The 430-nt window shown below is 52.3% G+C and carries 1 protein-coding gene; it reads right to left on the reverse strand.

Annotation, left to right across the window (positions count from 1 at the left end):
- Positions 1-430, reverse strand: a 430-nt coding sequence (locus K0039_RS25585) for a dihydrodipicolinate synthase family protein (RefSeq protein WP_228106934.1), incomplete at both ends; no start/stop codon positions are given.

Here is a 430-nt window from a genome sequence, read left to right on the forward strand (position 1 = left end):
GTTGATCTGATCCAGGGTCAGTTTTACCCCACTCAGGGCTGGAATGTTGTACACCACCATCGGCAAACCATCCGCCGAATCAATAATTGCCCGATAGTGATCGCAGTGTTCTTCAAAGCTGAAAGGATAGTAGAACGGCGTGACGGCGGAGACGGCATCGAAGCCATAACGTTTAGCCGATGCCGCAAGTTGTTGGCTTTCGGCGGTGCTGACGCAACCGACGTGGGCGATGAGTTTAATCTTACCTTTCGCCTCTTCGGCGACGATTTCCAGTACCTGTTCACGCTCGGAAAGGCTTTGTACAAAGGCCTCGCCGGTCGAACCACCCACGTATAAACCGTCGATGCCCTGCTGAATATTGAACTGAACCAAGCGACGCAGACTCGCTTTATCCAGTGCTTGTTGTTGGTCAAAAGGAGTCAGGAGTGCA

Source organism: Terrisporobacter mayombei, assembly GCF_020748465.1.
GTDB classification, from domain to species: Bacteria; Bacillota; Clostridia; order Peptostreptococcales; family Peptostreptococcaceae; genus Terrisporobacter; species Terrisporobacter mayombei.